Annotated in this window: 19 protein-coding genes and 1 tRNA gene; 9 read left to right on the forward strand and 11 right to left on the reverse strand. The window is 60.5% G+C overall.

The window, feature by feature from the left end:
- Window positions 1-165: 165 nt before the first annotated feature.
- Window positions 166-1,587, forward strand: coding sequence for an NAD(P)/FAD-dependent oxidoreductase (locus CHU70_RS10390; protein ID WP_016422826.1), 1,422 nt, complete (start codon window positions 166-168; stop codon window positions 1,585-1,587).
- Between the two features lie 92 nt (window positions 1,588-1,679).
- Here the strand turns inward: CHU70_RS10390 and CHU70_RS10395 are convergent, their stop codons facing one another.
- Window positions 1,680-2,243 (reverse strand): PaaI family thioesterase, encoded by a 564-nt coding sequence (locus CHU70_RS10395; RefSeq protein ID WP_231367197.1) that lies wholly within the window; start codon window positions 2,241-2,243, stop codon window positions 1,680-1,682.
- 105 nt (window positions 2,244-2,348) lie between these two features.
- On the opposite strand from CHU70_RS10395, the gene gndA reads away from it, so the two are divergent.
- The 7 genes from gndA (at window position 2,349) to CHU70_RS10430 (ending at window position 12,101) form a co-directional block, all read left to right on the forward strand.
- Window positions 2,349-3,800, forward strand: coding sequence for an NADP-dependent phosphogluconate dehydrogenase (gene gndA, locus CHU70_RS10400; protein WP_016422828.1), 1,452 nt, complete (start codon window positions 2,349-2,351; stop codon window positions 3,798-3,800).
- A gap of 47 nt (window positions 3,801-3,847) precedes the next feature.
- On the forward strand, window positions 3,848-5,461 hold the full coding sequence (locus CHU70_RS10405; RefSeq protein ID WP_070437427.1) for a bifunctional hydroxymethylpyrimidine kinase/phosphomethylpyrimidine kinase: 1,614 nt from the start codon (window positions 3,848-3,850) through the stop codon (window positions 5,459-5,461).
- An 80-nt stretch (window positions 5,462-5,541) separates the two neighbouring features.
- Window positions 5,542-6,876: a DEAD/DEAH box helicase gene (locus CHU70_RS10410; protein WP_222865444.1), complete on the forward strand. Its 1,335-nt coding sequence runs from the start codon at window positions 5,542-5,544 to the stop codon at window positions 6,874-6,876.
- Between the two features lie 3 nt (window positions 6,877-6,879).
- Window positions 6,880-8,265 carry a hemolysin family protein gene (locus CHU70_RS10415; protein WP_147719027.1) on the forward strand — a complete coding sequence of 462 codons (1,386 nt, stop codon included), beginning with the start codon at window positions 6,880-6,882 and terminating at the stop codon, window positions 8,263-8,265.
- Entirely contained in the window at window positions 8,262-9,476 is a 1,215-nt protein-coding gene (locus CHU70_RS10420) for a hemolysin family protein (protein ID WP_070653041.1), read from the forward strand. The genes CHU70_RS10415 and CHU70_RS10420 overlap by 4 nt, the downstream gene beginning before the upstream one ends.
- Window positions 9,473-10,390, forward strand: coding sequence for a 3-methyladenine DNA glycosylase (locus CHU70_RS10425; protein WP_147719025.1), 918 nt, complete (start codon window positions 9,473-9,475; stop codon window positions 10,388-10,390). Before CHU70_RS10420 ends, CHU70_RS10425 begins: the two co-directional genes overlap by 4 nt.
- A 97-nt stretch (window positions 10,391-10,487) precedes the next feature.
- On the forward strand, window positions 10,488-12,101 hold the full coding sequence (locus CHU70_RS10430) for a hypothetical protein (protein ID WP_147719024.1): 1,614 nt from the start codon (window positions 10,488-10,490) through the stop codon (window positions 12,099-12,101).
- A gap of 144 nt (window positions 12,102-12,245) precedes the next feature.
- On the opposite strand, the gene CHU70_RS10435 is transcribed toward CHU70_RS10430, so the two are convergent.
- The 5 genes from CHU70_RS10435 to secA2 form a co-directional block, all read right to left on the reverse strand.
- A complete protein-coding gene (locus CHU70_RS10435) occupies window positions 12,246-12,749 on the reverse strand; it encodes a MerR family transcriptional regulator (RefSeq protein WP_172620271.1) in 504 nt (167 codons plus the stop codon).
- Window positions 12,750-13,137: 388 nt separating this feature from the next.
- On the reverse strand, window positions 13,138-13,737 hold the full coding sequence (locus CHU70_RS10440) for a bifunctional nuclease family protein (protein ID WP_048734014.1): 600 nt from the start codon (window positions 13,735-13,737) through the stop codon (window positions 13,138-13,140).
- 45 nt (window positions 13,738-13,782) lie between these two features.
- Entirely contained in the window at window positions 13,783-14,541 is a 759-nt protein-coding gene (locus CHU70_RS10445; protein ID WP_049170471.1) for a MerR family transcriptional regulator, read from the reverse strand.
- 70 nt (window positions 14,542-14,611) lie between these two features.
- Window positions 14,612-15,037, reverse strand: a complete 426-nt coding sequence (odhI, locus tag CHU70_RS10450; RefSeq protein WP_016422837.1) for an oxoglutarate dehydrogenase inhibitor Odhl — start codon at window positions 15,035-15,037, stop codon at window positions 14,612-14,614.
- Window positions 15,038-15,275: 238 nt separating this feature from the next.
- Window positions 15,276-17,555, reverse strand: a complete 2,280-nt coding sequence (gene secA2, locus CHU70_RS10455; RefSeq protein WP_048734010.1) for an accessory Sec system translocase SecA2 — start codon at window positions 17,553-17,555, stop codon at window positions 15,276-15,278.
- 190 nt (window positions 17,556-17,745) lie between these two features.
- On the opposite strand from secA2, the gene rraA reads away from it, so the two are divergent.
- Window positions 17,746-18,219 carry a ribonuclease E activity regulator RraA gene (rraA, locus tag CHU70_RS10460; protein WP_016422839.1) on the forward strand — a complete coding sequence of 158 codons (474 nt, stop codon included), beginning with the start codon at window positions 17,746-17,748 and terminating at the stop codon, window positions 18,217-18,219.
- A gap of 98 nt (window positions 18,220-18,317) precedes the next feature.
- Here the strand turns inward: rraA and CHU70_RS10465 are convergent.
- From CHU70_RS10465 to bioD, 5 genes are all read right to left on the reverse strand, one after another.
- Window positions 18,318-18,391 (reverse strand) — tRNA-Pro (locus CHU70_RS10465).
- An 86-nt stretch (window positions 18,392-18,477) separates the two neighbouring features.
- The gene (locus CHU70_RS10470; RefSeq protein ID WP_070546174.1) at window positions 18,478-19,485 is read right to left on the reverse strand and encodes a PASTA domain-containing protein; all 1,008 of its coding nucleotides are present in this window, start codon (window positions 19,483-19,485) and stop codon (window positions 18,478-18,480) included.
- A gap of 156 nt (window positions 19,486-19,641) precedes the next feature.
- Window positions 19,642-21,954 (reverse strand): bifunctional cytidylate kinase/GTPase Der, encoded by a 2,313-nt coding sequence (der, locus tag CHU70_RS10475; RefSeq protein ID WP_070827740.1) that lies wholly within the window; start codon window positions 21,952-21,954, stop codon window positions 19,642-19,644.
- Between the two features lie 51 nt (window positions 21,955-22,005).
- Window positions 22,006-22,857, reverse strand: a complete 852-nt coding sequence (locus CHU70_RS10480; RefSeq protein WP_042389329.1) for a pseudouridine synthase — start codon at window positions 22,855-22,857, stop codon at window positions 22,006-22,008.
- 341 nt (window positions 22,858-23,198) lie between these two features.
- Window positions 23,199-23,888, reverse strand: coding sequence for a dethiobiotin synthase (bioD, locus tag CHU70_RS10485; protein WP_147719023.1), 690 nt, complete (start codon window positions 23,886-23,888; stop codon window positions 23,199-23,201).
- Window positions 23,889-23,900 lie beyond the last annotated feature (12 nt).

Here is a 23,900-nt window from a genome sequence, read left to right on the forward strand (position 1 = left end):
CGCGCCGCATAAAGGTACGAATAACGAACTGAGTTTGCTCTCGAAGCCTACCGCGCAGGGCCCCAGAATAGGCGGTGGCGCACCGAGAGGATTACTATTGTGGCTTGCCGGCTAAAAGCCGAATCTAAAACTTCGAGAACTTTAAAGTCTGTGAGGAGAAAATACATGACCGAGACTCCGTACCGCCCGCACTCCGGACGCCCGCACGTGGTCGTCATCGGTTCGGGTTTCGGTGGCTTGTTCGCGGCGAAGAAGTTGCAGGGCGCCGAGGTCGACGTCACTCTCATCGACCGCACTAACCACCACCTGTTCCAGCCACTGCTCTACCAGGTAGCAACGGGCATCCTGTCCTCGGGCGAAATCGCTCCGTCCACTCGTACGATCTTCGACGGTGTTCAGAACGTTCGTGTTGTCAAGGGCGATGTCACCGACATCGACGTCGAAAAGCAGGTTGTGACTTCGGAACTGGGTCACCAGACTTCCAAGTGGGAATACGACCACCTCCTGGTTGCCGCTGGCGCTGGCCAGTCCTACTTCGGCAATGATCACTTTGCCGAGTTTGCTCCGGGCATGAAGAACATCGACGACGCACTCGAAATCCGTGCCCGCATCATCGGCGCGTTTGAGCGCGCCGAGCTGACCAACGATCCGGCTGAGCGCGAGCGCCTGCTGACCTTCGTTGTTGTCGGCGCTGGTCCGACCGGTGTTGAGCTTGCTGGCCAGCTGGCCGAGCTGGCTAACCGCACCCTCGCATCGTCCTACCGCAGCTACAACCCGCACGCTGCACGCGTCGTCCTGCTCGACGGCGCACCGCAGGTTCTGCCGCCGTTTGGCAAGCGTCTGGGCCGCAAGGCTCAGAAGTCCCTGGAGAAGATGGGCGTCATCGTCAAGCTGGGCGCGATGGTGACTGACGTCAATGAAGAGGGAGTCACCTACAAGAACATGAAGGATGGAACCGAGGAGTTCATCCCGTCGTTCTGCAAGATTTGGTCCGCCGGCGTGTCCGCTTCCCCGCTGGGCAAGATGATTGCCGAGCAGACTGGCGCCGAGACCGACCGCGCTGGCCGTGTCGTTGTCAACGAGGACATGACAGCTGGTGACTACAAGAACGTCTACGTCGTGGGCGACATGTCCAACCGCGAGAACCTGCCGGGTGTTGCTCAGGTTGCTATTCAGGGTGGCGAGTACGTCGCCGCCAACATTGCAGCTGAGGCCGACGGCCGCGATGTCGCTGAGCGTCAGCCGTTCGAGTACTTCGATAAGGGCTCCATGGCAACCGTCTCCCGCTTCTCCGCAGTGGTGAAGATGGGCAAGGTTGAGGTCACCGGCTTCATCGGCTGGATTCTGTGGCTGGCCGTCCACCTGATGTTCCTGGTGGGCTTCCGCAACCGCCTCGTCTCCTGCGTCAGCTGGGGCCTGAACGTCCTGGACCGCAACCGTTGGCAGATGGTTTCCACCCGCCAGCAGATGTACGCACGCAACGCCATCGACCGCCTGGCCGAGTTCAACAAGGACAAGGCTGAGCAGGATCTGCCGCTGGAGGTTCGCGACACTCGCCGCGAGCACCGCGCAAAAAGGAACAAGTAGTTAACTTGCAGGTGGCCAGATTAGAAAACAGCTAATCACGACAAGCCACCTGCGAGCTTCCTACCAGGCCCGTTACCACCTATAACGATTTGCTACAGCGGCTTGTCGAGTACCGCAATTCGTAGGTTGGTGCGGGCCAGCAGTTTTTCATCTGCCTTGCGGGTGTGCTCAATACGCCACAGTTGCATGGTGCGCCCCAGGTACTCTGGCTCCGCCGTGGTAACGATTACCTCGCCAGCTCGGGCGGAGCGGTAAAAATCGGTGTTGTTGTTCACACCGACGACCGGCTTCTTCGCACCGCAGGCAACGAAACCAGCAATAGAGCCAGCAGTCTCACCTAGCGAGCAATAAACACCGCCATTGGCTAGGCCCCACGGTTGCAGGTGGTCGGGCCCGACCTCGAGCTCCATCTGAATTCGCTCCGGCCCGACATGGACAAACTTCGTGCCCAGCAAGGTATCTAGACCGCCGATTCCGTTATCGCCCAAGGTGCTGTTAAAAACAGCCAGCTCCTCATCGCTCAGCGCTTCCTGGCTCGCCTTCGTCGCCAGTGTCATATAATCGCGCAGCGCCTTCCTCTTCGCCTGCTCGGCGGAAGAAGCTGCAGAGTTCGAGTCCTGTGAACTGCCATTATTCGCAATAGTCTCGTCAGTCATGCCAAACATTGTGCCAGCGCACGCCATCACTCGTGGCAGTTTCAACGTTAAAAGCAGTAACAATTTCTGAGTCCCAGATACAACGAACCCCGGCCAGGCTTTAAGATGGTGGGCATGACCGATAACAATGAACTCGCACAAATTGGTGTCGTCGGGCTCGCCGTCATGGGCTCGAATATCGCACGCAACTTCGCCCACAAGGGACACACCGTTGCCGTGTACAACCGCAGCCCGGAGAAAACTCGCACCCTCATCGCTGAACACGGTGATGAAGGCTCATTCATCCCGTCCGAGACCATTGAAGAGTTCGTCGCTTCGCTGGAGCGCCCGCGTCGCGCTCTGATCATGGTTCAGGCAGGTGCCGCTACTGATGCGGTCATCGATCAGCTTGCCGACGTGATGGAGCCCGGCGACATCATCATTGATGGCGGTAACTCTCTTTACACGGACACCATCCGTCGCGAGAAGGCTATTCGCGCCCGTGGCCTGCACTACGTTGGCACTGGTATTTCCGGTGGTGAAGAAGGTGCTCTGACTGGCCCATCCATTATGCCGGGTGGAACGAAAGAGTCCTACGAGTCCCTCGGCCCGCTGCTGGAGTCCATCTCCGCTCACGTTGATGGCGTTCCGTGCTGTACTCACATTTCCTCCGATGGCGCTGGCCACTTTGTAAAGATGGTCCACAACGGCATCGAGTACGCGGATATGCAGGTCATTGGCGAGGCCTACCACCTGCTGCGTGAGGCCGCTGGCCTCACCCCTGCCGAGATTGCAGATATCTTCCGCGAGTGGAATAAGGGCGACCTGGATTCCTACCTGGTCGAGATTACCGCTGAGGTTCTCTCTCAGGTCGATGAGAAGACAGGCAAGCCGCTGGTGGATGTCATCGTTGATGCTGCTGGTCAGAAGGGTACCGGCCGTTGGACGGTCAAGGCCGCTTTGGACTTGGGCATTCCAGTAACTGGTATTGGCGAGGCCGTGTTCGCTCGCGCCCTGTCGTCTTCCCTTGCTCAGCGTGAGGCTGCCCGCAACCTGCCGTCGGGAAGCCTGGCTAAGGCACCGGAAGATCGCGATGCTTTTGTGGAGCGCGTCCGTAAGGCGCTCTACGCTTCCAAGATCATTGCCTACTCGCAGGGCTTTGATGAGATTAACGCTGGTGCCAAGGAGTACGGCTGGGAAATTGACCGCGGTGCGCTGGCGACCATCTGGCGAGGTGGCTGCATCATTCGCGCACAGTTCCTGAACCGCATCAAGGAAGCGTACGACCGCAATCCGGAGCTGCCGGCGCTGGTACTCGACGAGTACTTCCGTGACCAGGTCACCGAGTGCCTCGACGCGTGGCGCGACGTTGTCGTCACTGCAGCACAGATGGGTATCCCGGCTCCGGTGTTCTCCTCCTCGCTGGCTTACTACGACGGCCTGCGTGCGGAGCGTCTGCCGGCAGCACTGGTTCAGGGGCAGCGTGACTACTTCGGTGCGCACACTTACCAGCGTGTTGACCGCGAGGGTGCTTTCCACACCCTCTGGTCTGGCGACCGCTCCGAGGTTGAAGCGTAGTCTTGAAGTCTGTCGCTTCACGCTCTTGAAGTTAAAAGGGGTCTGAGATGCCATTTCCCAAGAAGGCAAAGCCTGATTTTGTGCCACGAGTTCTTTCCATCGCCGGCACAGACCCAACAGGTGGCGCTGGGCTCCATGCCGATTTAAAATCAATCGCCGCCGCCGGTGGTTATGGCATGGGCGTGGTCACCGCTTTGGTATCTCAGAACACCGTGGGCGTTCGTGCCGTCCACACCCCACCTGTTGACTTCCTCGTCGAGCAGCTGGCTGCTGTAACTGAGGATGTCACCATCGACGCGGTGAAGATTGGCATGTTGGGTTCACGCGAACTCACGCAGGCCGTCACCAACTGGGTTCGGGAGACCAAGCCAGCCGTGGTTGTTCTCGATCCGGTTATGGTCGCCACCTCTGGCGACCGTCTGCTTGACGAAGATGCCATGGACGCAATGCGTGACTTGGTCGCGGAAGCCACCGTCATCACGCCGAATGTTCCCGAACTGGCATTGCTTGCCGACGCCCCGGAGGCCAGCGACTTCACTGAGCTGATTGAGCAGGCGCTGGAGTTCGCGAGCAAGAACGATGTCATCGTGATTGCAAAGACTGGGCACTTAAGTGATGAGGAAGCCGGCAATGCCGTGGCCTTCCCCGATGGCCAGGTTTTCTTCAGCTCTTCTCCCCGCATTCACACTGAGAACACCCATGGCACGGGTTGTTCGCTGTCCGCAGCTCTTGCCACACGGATTGGTGGGGGCTCTGCGATTAATGATGCCCTGCGCTGGACTACGCGCTGGCTCAGCGAGTCCATTCGTTTCGCGGATAACCTCAACGTCGGCCAGGGGCACGGCCCCATTGACCACGGCCACAGGGCTCGTCGCCTGGAAAAGGTCGCGCTTCGCCGAATGCAACCAGTGCATCTGAACTCTAGTTTTTACCCGGCGGCCATCGAAGGCACTGATACTGAGCAGACGCCGAAGGAGCTGGAATCTTTCTTCGGCCACTCACTCCAGATTGCGCCGGCGGGCCCCTTTACTTCCCAGCTGTGGCGGGACATCGAGGACATCGTTGCCGAGATTGGCGGAATGTTCAGCGTCCCCACGATGCTCCGCGGCGACCTTTCCTCGGACGAAACCAACTTCTTCGTAGCGCAAGAGGCCTGGTACTTGCACCAAGTTTTCCCAGTCCTGTCGCATCTGGCAACCAAAGCACCCTGCGCTAAGGAACAGGTTCTGTGGTCGTCACTCGCACAGGAAGCCCTGGTGCGTGCGTTGGAATTGAGCAATAACGCGCTGGAAGAGACTTCTTCGGCGCTCGAGGACATCGAGCCGACAACCATCACGCAGCTTTTGCTGGACGTGCATTCTTCCTGTAGCGCTTTCAACCCATATCGGGTCGCCGTAACCAGTATCGTCGCCGAAATGTGGATTGCAACCGAGCTGACTCTGCAAGGAAAATCGCTGGTTGATGGGGATTCCGCGATCGCGAACTGGGTGGAGGTGTATTCCGACCCCGAGTATGTTGACAGTGTTCAGCAGGCTCTCGAGGTCCTTGAAGAGAATATGTCCACGGCCAGCGATGCGGAGCTCAAATCCATCCGCAACATCTTCCGTCGAGCCGCCATTCTTGAGCGCGAGGCCTATGCGCAACCGGGTCGCGGTTGGTAAATCTCATGGGACGGTAGTTTTCAAGCTCACCGGACGTGCCTATTGCATGGCAGTCCGGGGATAGCGGTATTCTAACAAGCATGCCCCCTCCTGCTGAGTCCAGTGATTTCAGACAGTTGGGCACGCCGGAAGCGATTGTGAGTATTCTGCGTGCCCAGCACATAACTTCGCCTACTGCCGTGCAGGTGGCGACTTTGCCAGATGCTTTCGCTGGCAAGGACGTTCTTGCGCAGGCCCCTACAGGCTCGGGCAAAACGCTCGCATTCGGCATTCCGCTGGTCGCGTTACTCAATAACGCCTCTCCAGCGCTTCCCGGTTACCCGCGCGCGCTAATTATTTCGCCAACGCGCGAACTCGCAGATCAGATTGCTGATGTCCTGGCTGACATCGGTGCCGCTGCAGGTCTGCGTGTCTTGAGCTTGGTCGGCGGTGACTCCGTGGCCAAGCAGCAGACTCTGCTCGCGGCACCAGTCGATATCGCTGTGGTCACACCGGGTCGCGCACACGATTTGCGCCGCCGCAGCCTCCTCAGCCTTGAGCAGGTTCTCGCCGTTGTTGTAGACGAAGCGGACATGCTCGCTGACATGGGCTTTCTGCCCGATGTTCTGGGCCTGGTCCGTGCGTGCCCGAAGTCGGCACAGCGCATGGTCTTTTCCGCCACGATTAACGACGACGCCGCGGGGCTTATCCGCGATCGTCGCGCAAGTAGCACTGAAGTTGCGAAGCACAAGGTCACTGCCTCCCGGTTGACCATGCGCAATATGCGGCATCTGTTACTTCGGGTGGAGGACAACAACGAAGCCGACGAAGTGGTCGCCTGGATTGCCTCCCGCAAGGATCAGTGCGTCATCTTCGCCAACTCTAAGGCGCGTGTCGTGCAGCTGGCTAAGTTTCTACAGTTCTATGACATCAAGTTAGGTTTCCTCCACGGCGATCGTGGCCAGGCAACTCGTCGCGCGGTCCTCAAGGCCTTTTCCGAGGGTGAAATCAATGTCCTCGTCACCACGGATGTGGCCGCTCGTGGCATTGATATCGATGCTCTTGACTTGGTTGTGCACGCGGATCCGCCAAGGGATTCCGCGACGTACATTCACCGCTCGGGTCGAACGGCTCGTGCAGGTGCTTCCGGCACGGTAGCGATGATTGTGCGTGACCGCCAGGTTGATCAGGCCCGTGAGCTGCTGGCAGGGGCCGGCGTTAAAGCTGAAGAGCTGCGTGCAGCTCCGGGGCTGCCGCGATTTGTCAAGGAACTGGGCGCACGGCGTCCGCGCCGGGCTCGTCAAGATCAGAGCCAATCGGCAGGCAGTGTTAGTGGTGCCGGTTACCGCGGGCGCGGCGGTCCGTCGGCAAGCGGAAAGAATCGTGCTGGCGGTCGCGTACACCGCCCCAAGCGAGGGAAAAAGAAGAAGAGATAATCAGTGGATATTGTTCTCAATATTGTCGCGGTTGTCGGCTTTATCGCGCTAACCGCTGGCACCGGCCTCTTTGTGGCGTTTGAATTCGCGCTGACGGGACTGGAGCGATCTACGATTGACGCCGACCGCGCCCGTTCAGCGGATGCACCTGCTGAGGCCGTTCACAAGGCGCATAATCGACTGTCCTTCCACCTCTCCGGTGCACAGCTGGGCATTACGTTGACCACGCTGGCAACTGGTTTCCTCGCGGAACCGGTGCTGGCGCAGTACTTCACGCCGATGTTGCATTGGATGGGGCTCAGCGAGTCTGCAGCGGGACCGACCGCACTGATTCTTGCGCTCATTGTGGCCACGATGTTGTCGATGGTCTACGGCGAATTGGTGCCAAAGAATGTCGCGATTACAGAGCCGTTGGCAGTAGCGCGAGTTACGGCTCGTCCGGTGATGGCGTTTAACTGGGTGTTCCACTACTTCATCCATTCGCTGAATGCCACGGCGAACTGGCTGGTGCGCAAGCTCGGTATTGAACCGGCGGATGAGTTGGCTTCAGCGCGTTCCCCGCAGGAGCTGGAAGCACTGGTACGTAATTCTGCGGAGCAGGGGGCATTGGATGAGTCGAAGGCCGCTGTACTCGAGTCGTCGTTACGCTTTGGCGAAACGACGGCGGAGGACCTAATGACGCCGCGGTCGACGATTACCTCCCTCGATGTCGATGACACGGCGCTGGATCTGCTGGCTGTCGCCATCGAATCGGGACATTCCCGCTTCCCCATTACTGACGGGGACCTCGATGCCACTGTCGGTGTTGTCCACGTCAAGGACGCATTCGCGGTGCCTGCGGCGAAGCGCTCAACTACCACCATGCGGGAGGTTGCACGTCCAGTGCCCACGCTGCCGCAGTCGCTGGACGGCGATGCCGTACTGGAGGCCGTGCGTTCGGCTGGTTCGCAGATTGCGCTGGTCGCGGACGAGTATGGCGGCATCGCCGGCATTGTCACCATCGAGGACGTCGTCGAGGAAATTCTTGGCGAGGTCTGGGATGAGTACGACGACAAAGAGTCCGAGCAGGAAGTCAAGCGCGCAATTGAAGGCTGGAATTGCTCCGGCCTTGTGCGTACCGACGAGCTGCCGACCAAGGTCGGATACTTCGCCCCGGAGGGCAGCTTCGAAACCCTCGGTGGCCTGATTATGTTTGCGCTCGGTCGCATCCCGGAGGTCGGTGACGTCGTCCTGCTGCCAGAGACCGAACGCGATTTCATGGACGAGTTCGAATCGGGTATCGCCGGACGCTGGTACGCCCGCATTCTGGCGATGGATGACCGCCGCGTGGATCGTGCCATTTTGATTCCTGTGACCAACGAGCGCGCTAAGGAGATGTTCAACCTATGAGTGACTGGTTTGGAATCCTCCTGACCTTCTTCTTGTTGTTGGTCAACGCATTTTTCGTGGGCGCGGAGTTCTCGCTTATTGCTGCTCGCCGTGACCGTTTGGAGGCGCTGCTGGCTCAGGGAAAGAAGCGCGCTCGCACAGTTATCAATGCTTCTGAACACCTGTCGATGATGCTCGCCGCCGCACAGCTGGGCATCACTATTGCTTCGCTACTGCTGGGTAAGGTCTCTGAGCCGGCGCTGGCACATCTGCTGGAAGCTCCCTTCCAGCAGATGGGTATTCCGGAGTCGCTGCTGCATCCGCTGAGCTTTGCCATCGCATTGATGCTGGTGTCAGTGCTGCACATCATGCTCGGCGAGATGGTCCCGAAGAACATCGCGCTGGCAGGCCCGGAAACGATGGCTATGCTGCTTATTCCGGTTCATATGGTCTTCTACCGCCTGACCAAGCCACTGTTGCTGCTGTTTAACTGGATGGCTCGCCATACGCTGAGGCTGTTCGGCATTGAGCAGCGCGATGAGCTCGACACCACTGTCGATTCGACTGAGTTGGCATCGATGATTGCGGAGTCTCGTCAAGAGGGGCTCCTTGACAGCGAGGAGCACGTCCGCCTTCGTCGCACGCTGGCTTCGGCCACGCGCACCATTGAGGAGGTGCTCATTCCGCACGAGCAGATTCGGCGCCTCCCCACCGCACCGACTGTGGGCGACCTAGAGACGGCGGTCACCGAAACTGGCTTCTCCCGGTTCCCCGTCGCTGCGGCCAACAATGAACCCAACGAGTACCGTGGCTATGTTCACGTCAAGGATGTCCTCGACCGCGTCATGGACCCTGCCTCCGGACCGGAGACAGCCATCCCCGATGACGAGATTCGGCCGATGATCGAGATTCCGATCGATGCCACGCTGGATGAGGGATTGCGCATCATGCGCCGCTACAGCGCCCACATGGCAGTGGCTGTACGCGCTCGCATGCCAAAGCCGCACCTGCGCGCAAGCGCCCCGGCAAGTATCGCCCCGAAGACCGGTGCTTTCTCCGGCGCGGAGCAGATCGGCATCGTGGCTCTGGAGGACCTCATCGAGGAGCAGGTCGGTGTCGTGCGTGACTGGACCCACGAGGTCTCCCCGCGCCGCAGCGGTGCACCAAAGCAGTACCCAATCGTGAACCAGCCCCGCATCCGGCCGGGCACTACGCAGGGACGCCAGCAGTGACATCTACGCCCGATTCGTCTTTCGACTGGCGTGAAGCCAAAGCAAGGCATATCGCCCGCGTCGATGCTCTGACCTGCGATCACCTGTCCCGTCGCAGTCGTGGCCAGCGCCACCCGGTCTGGGACTTCATCTTCGAGTACTACCCCGTCAAGCCCGGTCAACTCCGCCGATGGTCACCGGGCATCGGCGTAGATCTTCCCGGTGCGACAGCCAAGGACATCAGTCACCTGAAGTTTTTTACCCTCGACAGGGATGACGCTACCGACAGTCCTGCTAGCAAGGAGCCCACCGATACCGCCTCGGGGACGGCACGCATGGATGTTTCGGCGTACGTCGATAAGCGCGGTAAGACAGTGGCGTACATCGGCAATTTGTTGCGTTCGACGCGCGCGAACCCAGCACACTTCGACTGCTTTGGCCTGCATGAATGGGCGATGGTGTATCGCCAGCCAGAGCATCGTCACCCGGAGCCCCTGCGGCTTGGTCAGGCGGGTACGGACGAGGTCGTCGAGGCCCACACGGTTCGGTGTACGCATTTCGACGCCTACCGCTTCTTCACGCCCGACGCCGTGCCGCTCAACGAGTTTGCGCCGACGCGCGAGACACAGCCGCACTGTGAGCAGATGGGCTGTCTGCACGCCAACATGGACTTGTATAAATGGGCGACCAAGCTCGGCGAGGCGGTCCCCGGCGACCTGTGGCTGGATACTTTCGAGCTCGCGTGCAGTGCCCGTGAGTTGGATATGCGCGCCGCTCCCTACGATCTGCAGGATTGGGGCTTTGCTCCCATTCGCATCGAGACTCCCGAGGGCAAGGCCGAGTACGTCCGCCGGCAGCGCGAGATTTCTGCTCGCGCCGACGTCCTGCGCGGGCGTTTGCTGCAAGTAGTAGATGTCGCATTGTCCACGCAGTAGAGTTGGCAGGAGTTACGTGCGCGTTTGTGCTTTACGACGAGGTCTGCTGCGAGTCGACAGTGCCGAGCACACTCAGCATAGAAAGGGCTAGAACGACATGGGACGACACGCCTCGGGTGAGAACAACTATCGAGTGGCTAAGGGGCCTTTTATTGCCGTCTTGGTCGTCATTGTTCTGGTGGCCGCGGTTTTTGCCTGGGTTAATCTGCGCAAGAGCAACGATTCGTCGATTGATGCTGACCGTGCACGGTGTACGAAAGGTGACCTGACACTGGTGGTGACCGCTGATCCTGCTGCGGTGGGCTCGGCACAGAAACTCGTGCAGGACTATGGCGAGTCAAATCCCGTGGTGAGGGATTTCTGCGTCCGGCCACAGATTACTGTGGCCGGCTCGCAGGAGGTTGTGAACGCCTTGGCTGAGGCTGGCGGTGCTGAAGCTGGGGAGGGAGCTCCAGAGGACCCCGCTGCGGATGATTCTGCAACTGACGAGGCCGGTACCGGAATTATGACTCCAGGAGTCTGGATTCCCGCCGATATCTCTTTCGTGGACCAGGCGAAGAACTCAGACAAGGTCAAGGTCAACAACCCCAAAACGTGGTTGCCACCGATTGCCAGTGGCGTGGCCTTCACAACCAATCGTGCTGACCAGCTGAACAACGCCACTTGGGAAGAGCTTGCGGGATTGCGCGTGGCCGCCCCCGGTGGCTCCGATGCGGCACTGTCTGCGGTGATCAGTGCTCGACTTGGCGGTGGCCCGGATGTCGCTCGCGAACGCGCGGGCTTGGGTGAGGTCTACACCTCCAATACTCTGCTGACCATGCTCAGCCAGAACGTCGCTGATTTCGACGGCGTGGCCGCGACCCAGCCCATGCTGCAGATGGCCGGCGAGGGGCTGAAGCTGGTCTCCCCTGCGGATGCACCCCAGTTGCACGCGCCAGTTGTCACCTTTGGCTCCGGCGGCAAGATTGACGAGAACACGGCTCGCGCGGCCGAGGACTTCCGGAACTTCGCAGCAGATCATGGCGCCGACGGCGAAGCTGCTGAGAGCACTTTCAGCCCTGAAGTAGCGGAGAACTTTGGAGTGCTCTCGCAGATTCAGACGGATTCTTTTGCGCTGCCGCCAGCACTGGAGCAGCCGGACGCGCAACAGCCCGCAACTGCGGTGGGTTCGGCACTCCTGCTCGCTGACACCTCCGAGGGCGTCGATGTTGGGGCGCTGTCTGCGGCACTTTCCGGCGCTATCGATGCGGCACCTGGCGGCCGATACGGCCTGTGGACATTCGCACCCGAGGTGAACCGCCTCGCGGAACTTCCCGCGCCCGATGACGAGGCCAACAACGGCGCGGAAGCCGTAAAGGGTTCGCTGGCCGAACTTCCGGCCGGTGGTGAGGCACAGTTCTGGCCAGCGCTTATCGATGCCTACCAGGCCGCCCGGGACACCTACTCCCCTGACAAGCCGAACCGTCTCGTCGTGCTCACCTCGGGTCGCGATGCCTCGGGCGCCGATGCCGCCGAGTCTGTCGAGAGGATTAAGGAACTCATTAGCCCGGACCGCCCGGTAACGATTGAGGTCATCGTGCTTCCCGACGGGGACAGCTCCAGCCCCGAGCTGCAGGAAGTGGCAAATATGACCACTGGCTCTCTGCGCATTGCGGCTGACTACGGCGATGGCCTGGCCTCTCAGTTGGCTGCGGCTATCGGTACGGAGTAAGCAGAAAAAACCGCCTCCATCTGGTCCAACCTCGGGAGAGGTAAGACGGAACCAGTTGTGGAAGGCGGTTTTCGTTTAGTTTGTTTCGGCTATTTGAGCGGCGGCCGTAGCAGCAACGCCGCTATCCAGCCAAATAGTTGGCTGTTAGGAGATGCGACGGCGACGACGCTCAGCCAGCTCGTCGATGCCAGTGCCTGGGTTCTCCTGAGTACCATCGATACGCTCAGACGGGAAGGAGGCGATGGTGCCAGTCAGTTCCTTCATAATGCCCGGGACAGCAATGCCGAACACTCCCTGGCCACCGTTGAGCAGGTCGATGACCTCTTCATTGGAGCGGCACTGGTAGACGGTGCGACCGTCGGAAACCAGAGTGATGGTAGCCAGGTCATCGACGCCGAGGTCGCGCAGGCGGTCGACAGCCAGACGGATGTTCTGCAGGGAAATACCGGTGTCCAGCAGACCGCGAACAATCTTCAAAACGAGGATGTCGCGGAAGGAGTACAGACGCTGGGTACCCGAGCCCTTGGCGGTACGGATAGAAGGCTCCACCAGCTTGGTGCGTGCCCAGTAGTCCAGCTGGCGGTAAGAAATGCCCGCTACCTGACATGCGATAGGAACGCGGTAGCCAACCTGCTCGTCCGGTCCCATGTCGAACAGGGATTCCTGAACCGCGCGTGGCTCTTGCGAGTCCGACGCACGGAGCTCATTGTCGCCAAAGAGCGAACCGCTGTTGTCGTCGACCATATAAATTCTCCCGAGGTAGTTTCACTGCCGTTATTTATCTTTCGCCAAGGTTAATCGGCTGTCAATACATCACAGGACGACACGCCGAATCTCTAAACCTAAAGTTAAGGTTTAGAGTTTGGAGTCATAGTTTCCCCAGCTCAAGCACGACCCGGGAGCAAAACCGCAGGACGGGATGAAACTATAACTTACGAAAAGTTACCCCTTTTATGGGGTCATTCAGCGACACGCCGGAGGAAATAAGCGTCACAACTACCTCAAAAGTAACCGGTTATTCACTCCAGTCACACGTTTAACGGTCGCCATCGGAAGCTGAATCGGCGCCACCGTCGGCTTCACCATCAGACTTCTTGTCCTCCGCATCACCATGCGGCTCGGCGAAGTAGTCAGCATCAATACTGTCGAGGAATTCCGCAAACTCCGACACCGATGCCTCGACGGAGTCGGTCTCCGACTCGTCGGCAAGCGAACCGCCATTGGTTGCGACGAGACGCGCCGCTACCGACGTGGCGTCGAGCACATCACGCGCGACATACAGCGGAACCTCAAGCTCGCTAGCGATAAGGATGAGGTCGGAGGGCCGCATATCAATCTCTGCGCCACCTTCGAGCACCAGGCTGGCGATGAAAACGCCCTCATGCACGCCCGTAATCTGGCCGCGCAGGGCGCTCTGCCCCACCATGTCCAGCGTATCGACGAAGACCTCATGCATGCCCGGGCGACGCTGCGTAGCGCCGGTCTCACGGGCGGAGTACTCCGTCGCCGTCGCCAAATCAATCCAAATCGGGATAATCCGATTGGTCTCTTCGGCATGCAGGAGCAGCACTGGATCGTCCTCAGGAGGATGCGCCATCCAGTCTAGAAACTTGACTTCTACGAGTTTTTCGTCCATAACAGCGATAATTGTAGCGAGCCGCTATTTACGCGGGACTACCGACTACTTCCCCAGGTCCTTGTTGACCTGGCGCTTGACCAAAGTGCCGTGCAGCGTGACCATCAGCGCAGTCATCTCACGGCCCATCTCCACAGCCTTCTGCTTGCCGCTAGCCGCACGCGACTTACTCAGCGGACTAGCAGCGAGCGACACCAAATCTGCCTCACGGGCCGCAGCGGTACGCACAGTTTTGAGGTGGCGGGCATCCAGGCCAAACTCAGCCAGCTTGACCGCCGTCTCAGTGATGAGCAGGTCATCGCCATCGAACATGTTCAGCGTGTCCGGAGTAATCAGACCGACTCGAACCAGTTCAGTGATGAACTTCTCGCTAGCGCCGGTGCGCTCTGCCAGCTCCGCCTGCGTCAGCGAGACCACTGCGGCTTCGCGGAACTGATCCGCCGTCACCAGTGGAGTGACCGATGCCAGCCCGTCGCCGCCAGCGTTGCCCGCATCAATTTCGTCGAGCTGCTCTTTAATAACTTTCAGCGGCAAGTAGTTATCGCGCTGAACGGTGAGAATGTAGCGCAGGCGGTCAATGTCCGCCTGGCTGTAGCGACGATATCCCGAGGAGCTACGCGACGGGCACAGCAGCCCCTCCGACTCGAGAAAACGAATTTTGGACAGCGTTACATCAGGGAACTCAACCTTGACTTCCTTCAGCACAGCACCGATGGTCTTCTTCTTGCCCACCGAGCGTGCTTGCTTCGCAGTGCTTTCCGACGACGCCGGCTGCGCAACTGCTGATTTGCGTACTGCTGCCACTGGTCTTTTCCGAGCCTTTACAAAAATAAGGGGTTAATGCCGACAGGCGTCGACATTAACCGATGTCGAATTAGTTACCGATCAGGAAGACGAGGCGGAACTTACCGACCTGAACCTCGTCACCATTAGCCAGAACCGCGGAGTTCTTCGGCTCGCGGTTAACGTAGGTACCGTTCAGCGATCCCACGTCGACGACCTCGTAGGAGTCACCGTTCTTGCGGAACTCTGCGTGACGACGGGAAACAGTCACATCATCGAGGAAGATGTCGCTGTCCGGGTGACGACCAGCGGTGGTGACTGCCTGATCGAGCAGGAAACGCGAACCTGCGTTTGGCCCCCGCTTGACAACCAAGAGTGCCGAGCCCGCCGGAAGTCCTTCAACACCGGAGACCGTGGAGTCCGTGTTAGAGCCGGACTCCATTTCCTTCAGCAAATCTGCACGGAAGACCGAGGTGGTCTCGACCGATGCCTCTGGCTGGCCGCTATTGCTAGTCATATCTTTCCCTCCGGGATAACCTTGGGCGATTTACTCGTTACTTTTTAGATAATAGCGCCCCAACCGCTTTCATGTTGTTATCTAATCCCAACCAAGTTGTGACGCAGCTCACCGACAGGGTATGTACAACATGATTGATATGCGTAAATACCGACATCTGAGAGCTTTCTCTGTGGGTGTACCTAGGCCGGTCACCTGAGAAATATTTTCAAATTGTTACCAAACTTGTGGTTACGGCTTACCTAAACATCGCGGCAATCGAGCCGACGACCGAGCCGCCACCATTGCTCAATGGGTTGTCGTTGACCATGTAAGTCCAGGTCGAGCTCGGGCGAGCAAGACCCGTGTCCTCCAGATGTGCGCCTTCGCCGTCGATTTCGACCTCCTGGAAGGTCTGCACCGACTCGGTAACGGCATTGTTCACCAGGTTCTTAAAGGCGCCGATGGCGGCGCGGTGGAACTCATCAATGGGGCTTTCCTTAGCCAGCGCGCGCAGGTGAATCGACTCCCGCAGGTCATCCAGATCCGCCAGGTGGTCTGACCATCCGCGATCCAGGTGGCTCAGCATGATTTCCCGGGCAGCATCCTCGGCGACATCGCGCCCGGCTGCGGCTTCGACTTCCTTCGCCCGCGCCGATGCCAACTTGGACAGTTCTTCCCAGGCAGCATTAGTAGTCAGCAGTTTCTCCCTGCGCTCATCCAGAATCTCGCGCTGGTCACCGATGAGCTTGTTGTACTTCCATGTCGTCGCATGAATCGATAGCATGGTCGCCTCTGTCACTCGCTGCGCGCGGTCGATGAACTGATAGGCCCTCTTATCCCGGACGCGGCCATCTTCCTCGGGAAGCACGCTCAGCGTCTCGCCAGCAGCACCCTCGGAAATCACCGGATCATCCAGGGAGACAAAGAACACCGACGAGCCCGGATCGCCCTGGCGCCCGGCGCGGCCACGCAGCTGATTGTCCAGTCGGTCAGTGCGGTGCTTCCCCAGGCCAATGACGCATAGTCCACCGCGCTCAACGACCGCATCGCGGTTGGATTCATCTGCCCCGCCGAGACGGATGTCGGTTCCTCGCCCGGCCATCTGAGTGGACACCGTGACACGGCCAATATCGCCAGCATTGGCGATGACCTGGGCCTCCAGCTCGTCATTTTTCGCGTTCAGCACCGAGGATTCGATGCCTCGCAGGACCAGCGCATCGGCTAGTCGTTCCGATTCCGCCACGTCACGGGTGCCTACGAGTATTGGTCGACCAGTGCCGTTGAGTTCCACGACCTCGTCGACAAGCGCGGCGAACGCGTCGTCGGTGGTGGCGTAGATGCGGTCGGGCTCGTCGTCACGAATGCATGGGACGTTGGGTTCGATGACGGAGACGTGGAGTCCGTAAAACTCGCGGAACTGGTCTCCCGCGGAGGTGGCGGTGCCGGTCATACCGCAGGTGATGTCGTAGCGGCCGACGAGTTGCTGGATGGTCATGGAGTCGAGGATTCGGCCGCCCTCAGAGACCTGCAGGCCCTCCTTGGCCTCTACCGCCGCTTGCAGACCGTCCGGCCACCGCTGCAGTTCCGCCACGCGTCCCTTCGAGGCGTCGATGAGCTGTACCTTGCCATCGCGCACGATGTAGTCGACATCGCGCTGCAGCAACTCGTGAGCGTGCAGTGCAACGTTGACCTGAACCAGGGTGGTGCCGACGTGCTCGGCGTCGTACAGCGAGCCGATGCCAAGCAGGCGTTCGACGCGTGCGGCGCCGGTATCGGTGAGGAAGACGTTGCGGCGGCCTTCGTCGACGGTGTAGTCGTCGCCGAGCTGCAGGCGACGCACCACGTCGGTGATCTGTCCGGTCGGTGCGGTGCCCGGCTCATTGCCGGCAAGCACGAGCGGGACTAGCGCTTCATCCACCAACACGGAGTCGGCCTCGTCGATGATCGCGACGTCAGCGGGCGACTGCACGCGGTCTTCGATGGCCGGCGCGCAGCGGTCGCGCAGAACGTCGAAGCCGAGTTCGTTGACGGCGGCGTAGACGATGTCTGCCGCATATGCTTTACGACGCTCCCCCGGTCCCTCCTGCGGCGAAATAGCCGCCACCGAGAGCCCTAGGAACCCGAACAGCGGTTGCATCCACTGCGCGTCGCGGCCTGCGAGGTAGTCGTTGACGGTCACGGAATGCACGCGGTGGCCACGCAGCGCGAACCCTGCTGCAGCCAGGGCGCCGGAGAGGGTCTTGCCCTCACCGGTGGCCATCTGGACGACGTCTCCCTCCATGAGCGCCAGTGCGCCTTGCAGCTGCACATCGAAGGGACGCATGGACAGGGTGCGCTGGGAAACTTCGCGGAGCGCGGCTAAAAGCTCCGGTGCGTCGGTGGCGTGTTGGCGGGTGAAGTCGGCGAGGTCAGCGTCGGAAAGCGCCTGTACCTGCGGCTCGAGCTCAGCGGCGCGTGCCACCAGCCCTACGCTGCGTTTTTGGTTGCGCCCTTGCTTGCCGCTAAGAGCCTTCCAAAACCAATTAAACCCAGCCATCTTCTACCCTTCCTGCGCACGTGTGGTTGTCGGCGCGTTCTGACTCACCAGAGTAATCAATCTGGACCGCCCTTCGGAGCACCAATCGCTGCCAGCGAATTTGCACCATATGTCTTTAGTCACATCTTGAGTTTGAAACAATGGGTTTAACACTTGATGCGAGCAATTTTCGGAAGGACTTGAATCCCCTATGGCAATCGAATTCATCCCCACCGCTGACCTGGTTGACGAGATCGGCCCGGACGTGCGTTCCTGCGATACTCAGATGCGTAACCTCGGCGGTCGCGTGGAGTTCTGCGGCAAGATCTCCACGGTCAAGTGTTTCCAGGACAACGCGCTGCTGAAGAAGGTCCTCTCCGAACCGTCGGAGGGTGGCGTGCTTGTCATCGACGGTGACGCTTCTGTGCACACGGCGCTGGTCGGTGACGTTATTGCGGGGCTCGGCAAGGACAATGGCTGGGCTGGTGTGGTCGTCAACGGCGCGATTCGCGACTCCAAGCTGATTGGCGAGATGGACTTCGGCTGCAAGGCGCTTGGCACCAACCCGCGCAAGTCCACCAAGACCGGCGAGGGCGAGCGCGACGTCGTTGTCTCCTTCGGCGGCATCGACTTCGTTCCGGGCGAGACGCTCTACGCTGACTCCGACGGTATTGTCGTGCGCTAGTAGCATCGCGCGCTAGACGGCAAACAAAAGCCGTAAGCAATAGCCGTAAACAAAGCCGCCGCCTCCCGGAATCTTCCAGAAGACGGCGGCTATTTTTGTCGGGCTGACCGGATTTGAACCGACGACCCCCTCACCCCCAGTGAGGTGCGCTACCAAACTGCGCTACAGCCCGCGTGCACGAAAGTGCAACGAGCTATAGGTTACATCATTGGAGTTTGAAGGCGAAAATCGCCCCAGACCCCTGCCCTGCCTACCGCATTACTGCAGGTAGATGGTCACTGGAGTGGATGTCTCCGCCATCTGTCCCTCCGGCGGATCGATCGAGGCGACCTTGCCCATAATCGCAGCCACAGAGTTGGTCGGATTGCCCTCGGCGTCGACGACGGTCACATTCTGGTAGCCGTTGGTACGCAATTCCACCTCGACCGATGCCGGACTCTTGCCCACCACGCCCTGCGGGATGGTGCCCCAACCGCTGCTGCGCTCACCGGGGCCAGGGATAGCTGGCGGCGACTCGCGAAGTTGGTCCAGCTCCTGCTCGAGGCGCTCACGGGTGTCGTTAATCGTGCCCGACGGGTCCAAACGATCGGTTGGGCTTGTCGTGGTTTCTTCCGGCGAGGTTGTCGTCGGCGTCGGGCTTGACGACGTCTCCTGCGTCGGCTCCGCCGTATTGTCGTTTTTGTCCTCGGTTCCGGAAGTAAAGGACAAGACCAGGGCTACCAGCGCGACTACGGCCACCATGGCGGCGATGGCCACAATGGCGACAGGCTTGCCCCAGCCCTTCTTAGAGTCATCATTGCCACTGTTGCCACGGTTATTACCGCGGTTGTTGCCGTTGTTCATGTCGCCGTAACCGCCTGCGCCGCCTGCGGAGTACTGCTGGGTTGCACCTGCCTGCTGGCCCGCCTGACCATAGCCGCGTTCTTCTTCAGAAAGCGGGGCCCAGTACTGGCCGCTACCCTGTGCGCCACTGCCTTGTGCACCGGCGGCACCAGCACCTGCACCGGCTCCGGCACCTCGCGAGTTCTCAAAACGTGTTTCATCGCCACGCTGCAGGAATTGTGTCTCAGAGGAGTCGCCACCGAAGTATTCGGTCGGCTGCTCGCCCGCGAAGTCGGCATCTGGGTTGTATCCGCGGTATCCCTCGTCCCGCGGAATGTAGCGAGTCGCGGAGTCATCGCCGTATGCGCTTGAGGAATCGCGTCCGTAGCTGTTGTCTCGGCCATCGTGCTGAGAGCCGTCACGGTTGTTGCCGCGCCTGACCATTGTCAGTTCTCCTTATCGCTAATTTACTGAAACTCTAAAATGCCAACGAAAAGCCCAAAATGCAATCGCCTAAATCACATTTTGGGCTTTTCTCAGCTCAATTCGAGCGACTAGCAGGCCTGAACGGAACTACCTGACGGTGCTTCCTAGCAGGTCCTAGCGGCGCTTCTTCTTCTCGCGGACACGCACCGCGATGCGCACCGGTGAGCCCTCGAAACCGAATTCTTCACGCAGCTTGCGCTCCAGGAAGCGACGGTAGCCGTGCTCCAGGAACCCGGTGGTGAACAGCACAATTACCGGCGGGCGCGAGGATGCCTGGGTGGCAAACAGCACGCGCGGCTGGCGGCCACCACGCAGCGGTGGCGGGTTCTGCTGCATAATCGCACGCAACCAAGTGTTCAGGCGACCAGTGGAGATACGCTTATCCCACGACTCCACGGCCTCCAGCATGGCCGGCTCCAGTTTCTGCACAGCGCGACCAGTCTTGGCGGAGATGTTCACCCGACGAGCCCACGGCACATGTGCGAGCTGCTCTTCAATTTCGCGCTCGAGCAGGTCGCGACGGTCCTCATCCATGAGGTCCCACTTGTTGTAGGCGACCACAAGTGCGCGACCGGAGTCGAGAATCATGCGCAGCACGCGCTGGTCCTGCTCGGTGATCTGCTCGGAAGCATCGACCAGGAAGATGACGACTTCGGCGTTGTCAATCGTCGAGCGAGTACGCAGCGAGGCGTAGAACTCGTGGCCCTTGGCGGTCTTGGTCTTCTTGCGGATACCAGCGGTATCCACAAAACGCCAGAGCGCCTCGTCCATCTGCACCAGGGAGTCCACCGGGTCAACCGTGGTACCGGCCACGTCGCTGACCACTGCGCGATCTTCACCGGAGAGCTTGTTCAACAGCGAGGACTTGCCCACGTTCGGCTTGCCCACCAATGCCACGCGACGCGGCCCGGTCGGTAGCGACTTCGCACGCGGCACCTCCGGGAAGGAAGCCACGACTTCGTCCATCACGTCGGCATTGCCACGACCGTGGAGGGCCGAGGTTGGGTGCGGCTCGCCGAGCCCGAGGGCCCAGAACTCCGCGACGTCGCCAAGCTGCGAATCCGACTCAAACTTGTTGGCAGCGAGAATAACTGGCTGCTCCGCGCGTTGCAGGCGACGGGCCATGACCTCTTCCGTGGCGGTGATGCCGACGGTGGTGTCAACGACCATAACAATCACATCGGCGGTCTCCATGGCGGTCTCCGCCTGACGAGCAATCGCCGCATGCATACCCTTGGCGTCCGGGTCCCAGCCGCCGGTGTCCTGCACCCAGAAGCGACGTCCGCCCCATTCACCCAGGTAGGAGATGCGGTCGCGGGTCACGCCCGGGAAGTCTTCGACAACTGCTTCACGACGGCCAATGAACCTGTTAACCATGGTGGACTTACCAACATTCGGTCGTCCCACAATGGCCACGGTCGGAAGAGCTTCTTCCTCCTCGTCGCTCACGCCAAGCGCTGCGAAAGCGTTCTCCAGCTCTTCCCAGTCGGCATCGTCATCGATCTGGCCGGTTTCGGCGCGCTCGATGGCTTCGGAGATGATCGTCTCGTGGTCGGCAATCGTGCGGTCGATGAACTCGTCTGCGCTGGTGTGGCTGCCTGCGGTGCCCGGCGCGTTTTCGCTCTCCACGTTTGCGACCAGGTGTCCGGCGGTGTCGTCCTCGGAATCGTCGTAAGAGCCCTCGTAAGATTCCTCGAACTCCTCGTTGTCGACATCGTCCCAGTCCATGGTGGACCCCGGGTAGCCGGCCTCAACGACATCGAGGACGTTTTCCACGACCTCTTCAATGTCCATCTCAGAGGTGTCCAGAATGAATGCGTCCTCGGCTGGCTTCAGCGGAGAGGTCGCACGGTTGCTGTCGAGTTCGTCGCGGCGGATGACGTCGGCAAGCACGGTGTCGAAGTCGGCCTCACGACCAGCAGCGATGTCCTGGTCGTAGCGGCGGCGAGCGCGGACCTCTGCGGAGGCGGTCATGAAGATCTTCGCAGGGACGTCCGGGAGAACGACCGTGCCGATGTCGCGGCCTTCCACCACACAGCGCACAGCCGATGCGGCCAGCGAACGCTGGAGTGCGACCAGGTTGGTGCGCACAGCCGGAATCGCGGAGACCGCCGACACGTTGCGGGTGACCTCCGGGCCGCGAATCTCGCCGGAAACATCCTCGCCGTCGAGGAGGACGGCGGTGGAGTTCGGGTCATCGGAGACTTCCAGCGGCAGGGCGGCCGTCGCCTTGGCCACGGCTTCCTCGTCGGTCGGGTCGATGCCCTGGCGCAGCACCCACAGGGTGGCAACGCGGTACATAGCGCCGGTGTCCAGGTACTTTGCACCCAGCTCGGTTGCGACCATCCGAGAGACGGTCGACTTTCCGGTGCCGGAGGGGCCATCGATGGCAACCAACAGCATGTCGTCAGTGTTCTGCTCGCTCATGTGGGCTCCTTCAGCGCCTTGGTTTTCTTCGTTCTTTTTCACTAGTGCCATTTACAGCCCCACCGCGTTGTAGAGGGAGGTCAGCTCAGCGCGGTTGAGTGCGCGGAGAGCGCCCGGGGTCTGCTCGCCCAGCTGGACAGTGTGAATCTTAGTGCGCACCAGGCGCTCGACCGGGAAGCCCGCAGTCTTGAGCATCCGGCGGACGATGTGCTTGCGGCCCTCGTGCAGCTCGATGCGGACGATAGAGCGACCCTGCCAGACATCGATGATCTGTGCCATGTCCGCCTTAGCGATGCCGTCATCGAGCTCAATGCCCTTTTCCAGCTCGCGCATGACCTTGGCATCGACCTCGCCGACAACGGTGGCCATGTAGGTCTTAGTGACCTCGTAGCTCGGGTGCATCAGACGGTTGGCCAGCTCACCATCGTTGGTGAGCAGCAGCAGGCCCTCGGTGGGCGCATCCAGGCGGCCAACGTGGAAGAGTCGCTGACCAGCGCTAATCTTCTCACCGATGATGTCGCCCACACACGGGCGGCCCATGTCATCGTGCATCGTCGACTGCACGCCACGCGGCTTGTTCAGGACGAAGTACTGCATGTCCTCATTGACGATGACGCGGGAACCATCAACGCGAATCACAGACGTGTTCGGGTCCACCCGCACGCCCTGCCGCGTCACAATCTTGCCGTCGACCTCGACGCGGCCTTCGTCGATAAGCTTTTCCGCCATGCGGCGCGACGCCACGCCTGCCTGTGCCAGGACCTTCTGCAGACGTACGCCTTCACCTGCTTCGCTGTGCACGCGCTTGCCCGAGCCGCGGCGGTCGGAGTCCACGTGCTGGTGGCGCGCCGGGCGGGCGTTGGATACGTAGATGTCCTTCGCGTGGACGTTGGAGGTCTCCATCTTCGCGCCGCTGTCGCGACGGCTGCGGTTGCGCTGGGCGTTAGTGGAGCCGCGGTTGGATTGATTCTTACGGTTCTTGTGTGCCGGTGTGCCTTCTCGGCGAGCGGGTTTAGCCACTTGACCTACATCCTTTTCAAGCGTTGGAGAATGTTCTGTTTGTTAGAACGTCAGCGCCAGGCGACGCTGTTCTCTCCCCCGTGGGCCCAAAATGGCCGGTGGAAGCAGGTTAATAAAGAGAATTACAGAGAAAGCCTCGCGCCTTGTCGTCTAGCCACCTTAGCACGTTTTTCGCAAAACGCCAGCTTAACGATGTCCCGCGCGGCCTCCACCTACAGCGCCTTTTACAGCGTTGCGGCCCACTCTCGCACGCCCGGCAGCCACTGCGTAGCTTTCGCCACAAACTCCTGCCGGTCCAGCGCGCCAGCTCCCGCCTGCACCGACCCCAGCAGCGGCACCCCGGTGATGCGCGGCAGTTCCTCCAGGTTCGTCTCAATGATCGGGTCGACCTCCGCCGGCAACGAACCGCCCACCAGCGCCGTGACATTGACCCCACGGCCCCGCGCCACCTCGACGGTGAGCTCCGCCTCGTTCAGGCACCCCAGGTCCAACCGCGTCACGACCACCATCTGACTACCCGGCAACAACCCCGCCAGCTCCGGCAGCGCCCAGTCCTCGCCGAGTCGCACCAGCAAGCCGCCCGCGCCCTCCACGAGGACAACGCGGTTCGGCCCGTCGATAAGCTTGATCTTCTCCGCGATCTCCGTGGCGTTCGGCAGGCGCATTCCCGCGCGCTGCGCCGCCGCCAACGGCGCCATCGGCTCGGGGTAACGCTCGAAACCATGCAGGTTATCGATCCCCGTCAGCTCTGCGACAGTGTCCAAATCGCCGCCATTTGGGCCCGGGAAACCGGTCTGAATCGGCTTGACGACGTGCACCTGCCTGCCCTCTTCGCGTAGTGCCGCCGCCAGGGCTGCCGTGCCGATGGTCTTTCCAATATCGGTACCGGTGCCGGTGACAAGGACGATGCTCATGGTGGTTGGTGC

The organism is Corynebacterium sp. LK10, from assembly GCF_008042455.1.
In the GTDB taxonomy this organism is placed as follows: Bacteria; Actinomycetota; Actinomycetes; order Mycobacteriales; family Mycobacteriaceae; genus Corynebacterium; species Corynebacterium jeikeium_D.